This window comes from Streptomyces sp. NPDC005195, assembly GCF_040608315.1.
In the GTDB taxonomy this organism is placed as follows: Bacteria; Actinomycetota; Actinomycetes; order Streptomycetales; family Streptomycetaceae; genus Streptomyces; species Streptomyces kaempferi.
In genome coordinates, this window is record NZ_JBEXHZ010000046.1 from 35515 (window position 1) to 41995 (window position 6481).

The window sequence follows — 6481 nt, forward strand, 5'->3', positions numbered from 1 at the left end:
GCCCGTGAATGGATCGAGGTCGATGACGAGCGCGTCATGATCGGACCCTGGCTCGTCAAGGCCCGTACCAAGCGAAGCGCAGGCCAACTACCACGGTCGCAGGCAGAGTTGCTGTCCCGGACTCTGCATGAGAACTGGACAATGCCGCAGCCCGACGGGACCGCCGTCCCTGACCCTCGCACTTGCTGAGACCGTGGAGGAGATGCAGGCCCAGCCATTGAACTGGCTCGGGATGGTCACTTCCCAAGGGCGGATTGCCGCATTCATCGCCTGGCGGCCTCTGGAGGGGGAGGACGGCATGGGCATCGATCGTCTGTGCGTCGATCCGGGGTTCTTCCGCCGCGGTGCGGCACGGACCCTTCTCGGTCACCTGGTGACCGGGCTGTCTCCCGGCGGCACGGCGTTGGTCAGCACGGGTGCGGACAACCGGCCGGCCATCCCCCTGTACGAACGTCTCGGCTTCGCCCGAGTCGGCACCGTTCGGAGGGCGCCTGGCCTGCTCATGGCCGAATTCAGGCTCGTGAGGGGACCTTCTCGAAGCCGCACCTGAAAGAGCCGGACACGCTCCGGGAATTGCGGGGTGCGGTCGGCCGCCGGACCTCCATCGGGCGCCGGATGGACAACTGGCCAGTCCCTGGGTCACTCCTGTTCAAGGGTGACGCGGATGGCGGGGGCAAGGGTGGCGACGACCTGTTCGGGGGAGAGGTGGGCGACGGCCGGGATGCGCAGGATGTAACGGGTGAGGGCGAGGCCGAGGAGCTGGGCCGAGGCCAAACCGGCTCGTGCAGCCTGTTCGGGGCCGGCCGGGCCGGCGAGTATAGGCGCGACCTGTGCGGCGAAGATCGCGCGCATGTGAGCGGCGGCCTGTTCGTTGGTGACAGCCGAGCGCAGAAGCAGAAGCAGGGCATCGTCGGCTTCGTCCTGCTCCCAGATGTGCAGGAAGTGCCGGACCAGCGTTGCGGCGCGCTCATCCGCGGGCACGACGGACAGGTCGGGCAGGTGCAGGTTGATGTCGAGTGCGGCATCGAAGAGCTGAGCCTTGTTGCCGTAATAGCGCATCACCATCGACGGATCGATGTCGGCGTCTGCGGCGATGGCGCGAATCGTCGTGCGCTCGAAGCCATGCGTGGCGAAGCGGCGGCGGGCCGCGTCGAGGATCACTGCCCGGGTGCGGTCGGAGCGTCTGGCGCCTGAAGGTGGGCTGTCGATGTCCTGCGTCATGCCTACAACTGTAGGCCAACGCCTGTTGACTCGCCAGGGGTGTTGCGTGCACTCTATCAACACCCGTTTGCCAACGCACGTTGGCATTCGATTCGCGCTGCTCCCGGAGGCCCACCTTGAACAGCCCTGCCCCCCTGCTGCCCGGCCGCACCGAGGTCGCGATCGTAGGCGCCGGCCCCACCGGCCTCGCGCTCGCGGTGACCCTGGCACTCGCCGGCATCGACTTCGTCCTGCTGGACCAGCAGGACGAAGGGACCAACACCTCACGCGCGGCAGTCGTGCACGCCCGCACCCTTGAGGTCCTCGACGAACTCGGCGCCTCCCACGAACTGATCAGCCGAGGCGTAAAACTCACCCGATTCGCCGTCCGGGACGGCGCTCGCCGACTCCTCACCGTGCCCTTCGACCAGCTCCCCACCCCGCACCCCTACACCCTCATGGTTCCGCAGTATGAAACCGAAGCCGTCCTGCTGGCACGGCTGCGATCCCTGGGCGGAGACGTCCACCGCCCCCACCAGGTCACCACCGTGGTCCAGGACGAACAAGGCGTCACCCTCACCACCAACACCGGACACACCTTGCGCGCCGCCTACGCGGTCGGGGCGGACGGCAGGCACAGCACGGTGCGAGAGGCCTCCGGAATCGGCTTCACCGGCAGCGCCTACGCCGAGTCGTTCGTCCTCGCCGACGTCGTGATGGACTGGGCCCCGGGCCCGGCTGAGGTCTCCCTGACCTTCGGGGCCAGTGGCCTCCTGGTCGTCGCCCCGCTACCTGGCGGCCACTACCGCATCGTTGCCACCACCGACCAGGCACCTGAACACCCCGACCTCACCCTCGTGCAGCAACTTCTCGACGAACGCACGCCCGGCCAGGCCACAGTCACCGACGTTGCCTGGTCGTCACGCTTCCGCGTCCACCACCGGGTCGCCGACCACTACCGCGCGCGGCGGCTCTTCCTCGCCGGAGACGCAGCGCACGTCCACAGCCCCGCCGGCGGACAGGGAATGAACACCGGCATCCAGGACGGCCACGCTCTGGGAACCGCGTTCGCCGGCGGGACCCTCGACGGCTACGAAGCCCGCCGACGACCGATCGCCGAACGCGTCGTCGCCTTCACCGACCGCATGACGCGCATCGCCACCACACGCAACCCCGCTGCACGCCTTCTGCGCAACACCGCCATGCGCTTTGCGGGGCACACCCCGCTACCCCGCAAGCTCGCCACCGAACTCGCCGAGCTCAACTACCGATGAGCCCTCCAGTGGGGCCCTTGAGCCTGCAGACTTTGCCCGCGACGCCCAGCAGGCAATGCACCCTGTTGGTCCGGTCGAGGAAAAGCAATCAATTTCCATGCTCTGCTGATTCTGTAAACGCGATCGACGATGAGCATTCTCTACTCATGACGCAAATCTGATCCACGAGAGATGGTAGCCGAAGAGGATCCAGAAATCCGCTGAAAGGATCGCGGCCAACCGCTTGGAGCGCACTCAGGGGAGACCGCGATAATTCCTGATCGGGGCGACGAAGTGCTCGACGCGAAACAAGTGGAAGCATTGCAGGCCGTAGCGCGTGCAGGTTCCCTCACGCACGCTGCCGATATGCTTGGCATGACTCCACTTTCCGTATGTCGACTACTGGCCGGAGTAGAATCAGAGATCGGCCAGCCGGTGTTTCAGCCTTACGGTCGGATGATTCGCCTGACTCGCGCCGCTCTGCTCTTCTGGCAGAACACGAACCGAACATCCTCCGATTCATTGCAGTCAGGTGAGTGAAAAGCTTCCGTCGACACAGGCGGTCTGCATATTTCAGCCTTTCCCGCAGTCATGCGCGGGCTGATTCCTCACGTCACACAAGCTCTGACGATGCAGCAACCTACCCAACGCTTCTCCATTTGCGAGCAGGAATCCGATCGGCCACTGCCTCTGCTCGACAGGAGAAAACTGATCCGGGGGACGCCTGATACGGCGGCGAATATCAAGAGTGCTCGGGTACTTGAATTCCGCTGTCCTGCGCATCCTTTTGACGAGATCACGCAGATCACCCGAGACTTTGCCACGGCTGCGGCTTTACACCTCAAGCGGTACCCTAGGCTTCATGGATACGCAGTGGCCTCTGGTCGGTCGCGCTGTTGAACAGCGGCGCGTGGAGGAGCTCCTGAGGGAGGGTAAAGCGGGAGGTCTGATCATTGTCGGTCCTGCCGGCGCGGGAAAGACGCGCCTCGCACTCCATGCGAATGATTTTGCGATCGAGCACGGCTACCGTTCGCTGAATGTCTCGGCGACGCACGCTTCTCAGGAACTGCCACTGGGTGCCTTCGCGCCGTGGCTTTCACCCGAGGCGAGTGCGACGGCTGAACCGCATTTCGTTTTGGCTGGAGCGGCCGCTTCCCTGAAGAGAAGTGCGGGCAGGAAGCGCCTCCTCCTCTGCATTGACGACATACATTATCTCGATAACGCATCCAGCCTCCTCGTGCACCAGATGATCAGTCACCACGATGTCGTCGTTGTGGCTACCTGTCGAGACGATGCAGCGTCCAGTCCGAATGTTTTTACGCTGTGGAAAGAGGGCCTGCTCGAACGGGTCGATCTTCGGTCGTTCAATGAGGAAGAATCCGCTCAGCTTGCCTCTGTCATTGCGGGCGGTCCCATTGACTCGATCACTGCATCCGAGCTTCACCGCCTGAGCAATGGCCTCCCGCTGATGCTGCGAGAGCTGATATTCGCAAGCGAGAGAAGAAATGTGCTCACATTCGAAAACGGAGTGTGGTCGCTGTCGGGAGAAATTGCCACCGAGAGCCGTCTCGAAGATCTCTTCAAAGGGCAGATCAAAGAAAACTCGCCCGCGGAAGTGACGCTACTGCAGACTGTGGCCGTAGGGGAACCAGTCATCCTCCGGCGTCTGCTACAAATATGCGACATCTCACTTCTGGAAGAGCTTGAGAGTCGATCAGTCCTGGCGATCCGGAAAGAGGGCGCCGAAGAAGAAGTTCGTTTCGTCCATCCCCTGTACAGCGAAATACTTCGGAATTCTCTCCCCTCGCTGCAGCGGCGCCGCCGCATACGTGAGCTGTCAGATCTGTACCGTGAAGACTCCGGAAGCCGGAGTGACGTTGCGTTGAGAGTTGCGCTCTGGAGCATTGAACTGGGGGAGAACGCAAGCCCAGCCGTGCTCATGGATGCTGCGATGATCTCATTTGCGACCCTCGATCTGAAAAAGGCTCGACATCTTGCGGAGGCGGCTTGGAAAATAGCGCCGACGGCGGAAACTGCAACGTTCCTCGGGACAGTGCTTTGGATGACAGCCGACTATAAGGCGGCAAGCGAAGTCCTCGCCGCCGCCTGGTCCACGCTTCGCGGTCCCCGCGAGATGGCAATAGTGGGGCTCGCCCGCTCCACAGCGCTGGAAGGGCTGGAGAAATTCCAAGAGGCCGAGGATATTCTGACCCAGGCTGCTGCCGCACAAAACGGCGCCGACACAGCAGACGATAAAACTCTGCCCGACGTGGACTACAGTGGCCTTCTGCAGGTCAGGAGAGCGAAGTTCCTACTGCATCTGAACCGAAAGTCGGAAGCAGAAAGCCTGCTCAGCTTCTACAAGGATTCACCAGACCCGTATGTTCGCTGGGAAGCGTGTATAACGCTGGGGTTGCTCCTGGCTCACGACGGACGGCCGGAAGAGGCCGCGCGCACAGTGGATGCCCTCAGTTCGCCAGAATCTCACCGCCACAGCCATATATTTCTCAGTCACCATCCGATCATGAAGGATCTTGCCCAGGCGATTGCACTGATGCAATCCGGTGCTGTCGCGGACGCCCTCACATTGCTAGGTGAAGCTGAGAACTCCGACACCTACCGTGACTCGCCCAGCGGTCGCGCCATGCTCGAGGGCGTCCGGGCAGAAGCAGAACTTCTGCGAGGAGACGCGCGCCAAGCAGCTGACCGGTTGACGCGGGTCCTCGCCAGCAGAGTCGAGCAGGGCTGGCCCCTCGGGCGAACCTACCTGCAGTGCTGTCTGCTCCAGGCGGGATCTCTGGTCGGCGACGCGCAGGCGATGGCGCGAGCCCGAGCCGGCATCGGCGCGGGAGGCGACTCTCTTGCCTACGCAGTCGGAGCACACGGCGTCGCAGAAGCATGGGCCGCAGTTGCCGACGGAAACATCGCTCTCGGGCAGCAACTACTCATGGGTGTCGTTGAGAAGACCGAAGGCCGCAGAGAAACAATCAGGCTGGAGGCAGCCCATTCCCTTGCCCGCCTGGGCGATCCCAAAACGGCCGCCCGCCACATTCAAGACGTCCCGCCCCCCGAAGGTCCGCTGCTTTCGGCGCGAGTACAGTACATCAAAGCCCTGGCACGGTCGGATGCCTCCACACTGGAGACTGCAGGCGAAGAATTTGAAAAATGCGGAGCCCGCCTGCTCGCCGCGGAAGCGCATGCTGATGCCTCGCGAATATATGCGCGTCGGGGAGATAAACGTGCCGCAGTCAAAGCAATGCGAACCGCTACCGGACTGTTCGATCAATGCCCGGGAGTTCGCACGCCGATATCGATCTCCATGGGTTCCGCGGCTCAGCTGACCGGACGTGAACGGCAGATTGCACTACTGGCGGCACGCAACATGAGCAGTGCAGAGGTTGCAGAACAGCTTGTCGTGTCGATCCGTACCGTGGACAATCATTTGCAGAAAATATTCTCCAAGCTGGGCATCACAAGCCGGAGGGAAATCCGCAAGGCTTTGGGCCTGGGCCCCGATGACGAGTCCACTGGCGCGCCGACAACTCGGTAGAGGCCCGGACGAGAACGTGTTGACCCCGTTCCTCTCGGGGCAGAGTGTCGGCAGTCCGCCGACGTCTGATCTGCTGCCCCTGCGCGGGGGGAGAGACCCAGGACTGTGCGAGACGCGGTCGAGCACGTACCAAGGTCGCCCTGACGGCCGCGAGAGGACGCTGTTCCCACTGCGCGACAGGTCACTTGCGGCGGTATCGGCCCCGTAGCTGGGCGCGTGACGGCCTTGTGGCCGTCCACGGCCGGATGGCGCATCAACACGGTTGGGTAGGGATTGCTCATGGTTTCTCTGGCGTCTGGAGGTGTTCTGGACAGGGCGATTGCAAAGTCGCGGTGATCTCGTGAGTGTGCAGGTCACGGCGGTGTGACGATGTCGGGAGGGTGGGGCCCTGACCCTTGATCGCGGACACCGGTTGTCATGCGGCAGAGGCCAGCGTAGTTGATCGTTGCTCGAAGGCGATCGGGCTGATCTGGCCGAG

The 6481-nt window shown here is 63.2% G+C and carries 5 protein-coding genes; 4 read left to right on the forward strand and 1 reads right to left on the reverse strand.

Translation table 11 applies throughout. The features are described from left to right. Positions 1-202: 202 nt before the first annotated feature. Positions 203-550, forward strand: a complete 348-nt coding sequence (locus ABZV34_RS30255) for a GNAT family N-acetyltransferase (protein ID WP_356283523.1) — start codon at positions 203-205, stop codon at positions 548-550. 89 nt (positions 551-639) lie between these two features. Here the strand turns inward: ABZV34_RS30255 and ABZV34_RS30260 are convergent, their stop codons facing one another. After that, complete coding sequence (locus ABZV34_RS30260; RefSeq protein WP_356283514.1) at positions 640-1221, reverse strand: TetR family transcriptional regulator; 582 nt, start codon at positions 1219-1221, stop codon at positions 640-642. Positions 1222-1337: 116 nt separating this feature from the next. On the opposite strand from ABZV34_RS30260, the gene ABZV34_RS30265 reads away from it, so the two are divergent. From ABZV34_RS30265 to ABZV34_RS30275, 3 genes are all read left to right on the forward strand, one after another. After that, entirely contained in the window at positions 1338-2474 is a 1137-nt protein-coding gene (locus ABZV34_RS30265; protein ID WP_356283517.1) for an FAD-dependent monooxygenase, read from the forward strand. Positions 2475-2765: 291 nt separating this feature from the next. Next, positions 2766-2993, forward strand: a complete 228-nt coding sequence (locus tag ABZV34_RS30270) for a LysR family transcriptional regulator (protein WP_356283526.1) — start codon at positions 2766-2768, stop codon at positions 2991-2993. 322 nt (positions 2994-3315) lie between these two features. Beyond that, positions 3316-6003, forward strand: coding sequence for a LuxR C-terminal-related transcriptional regulator (locus ABZV34_RS30275; protein ID WP_356283520.1), 2688 nt, complete (start codon positions 3316-3318; stop codon positions 6001-6003). The last annotated feature ends 478 nt before the right edge of the window (positions 6004-6481 follow it).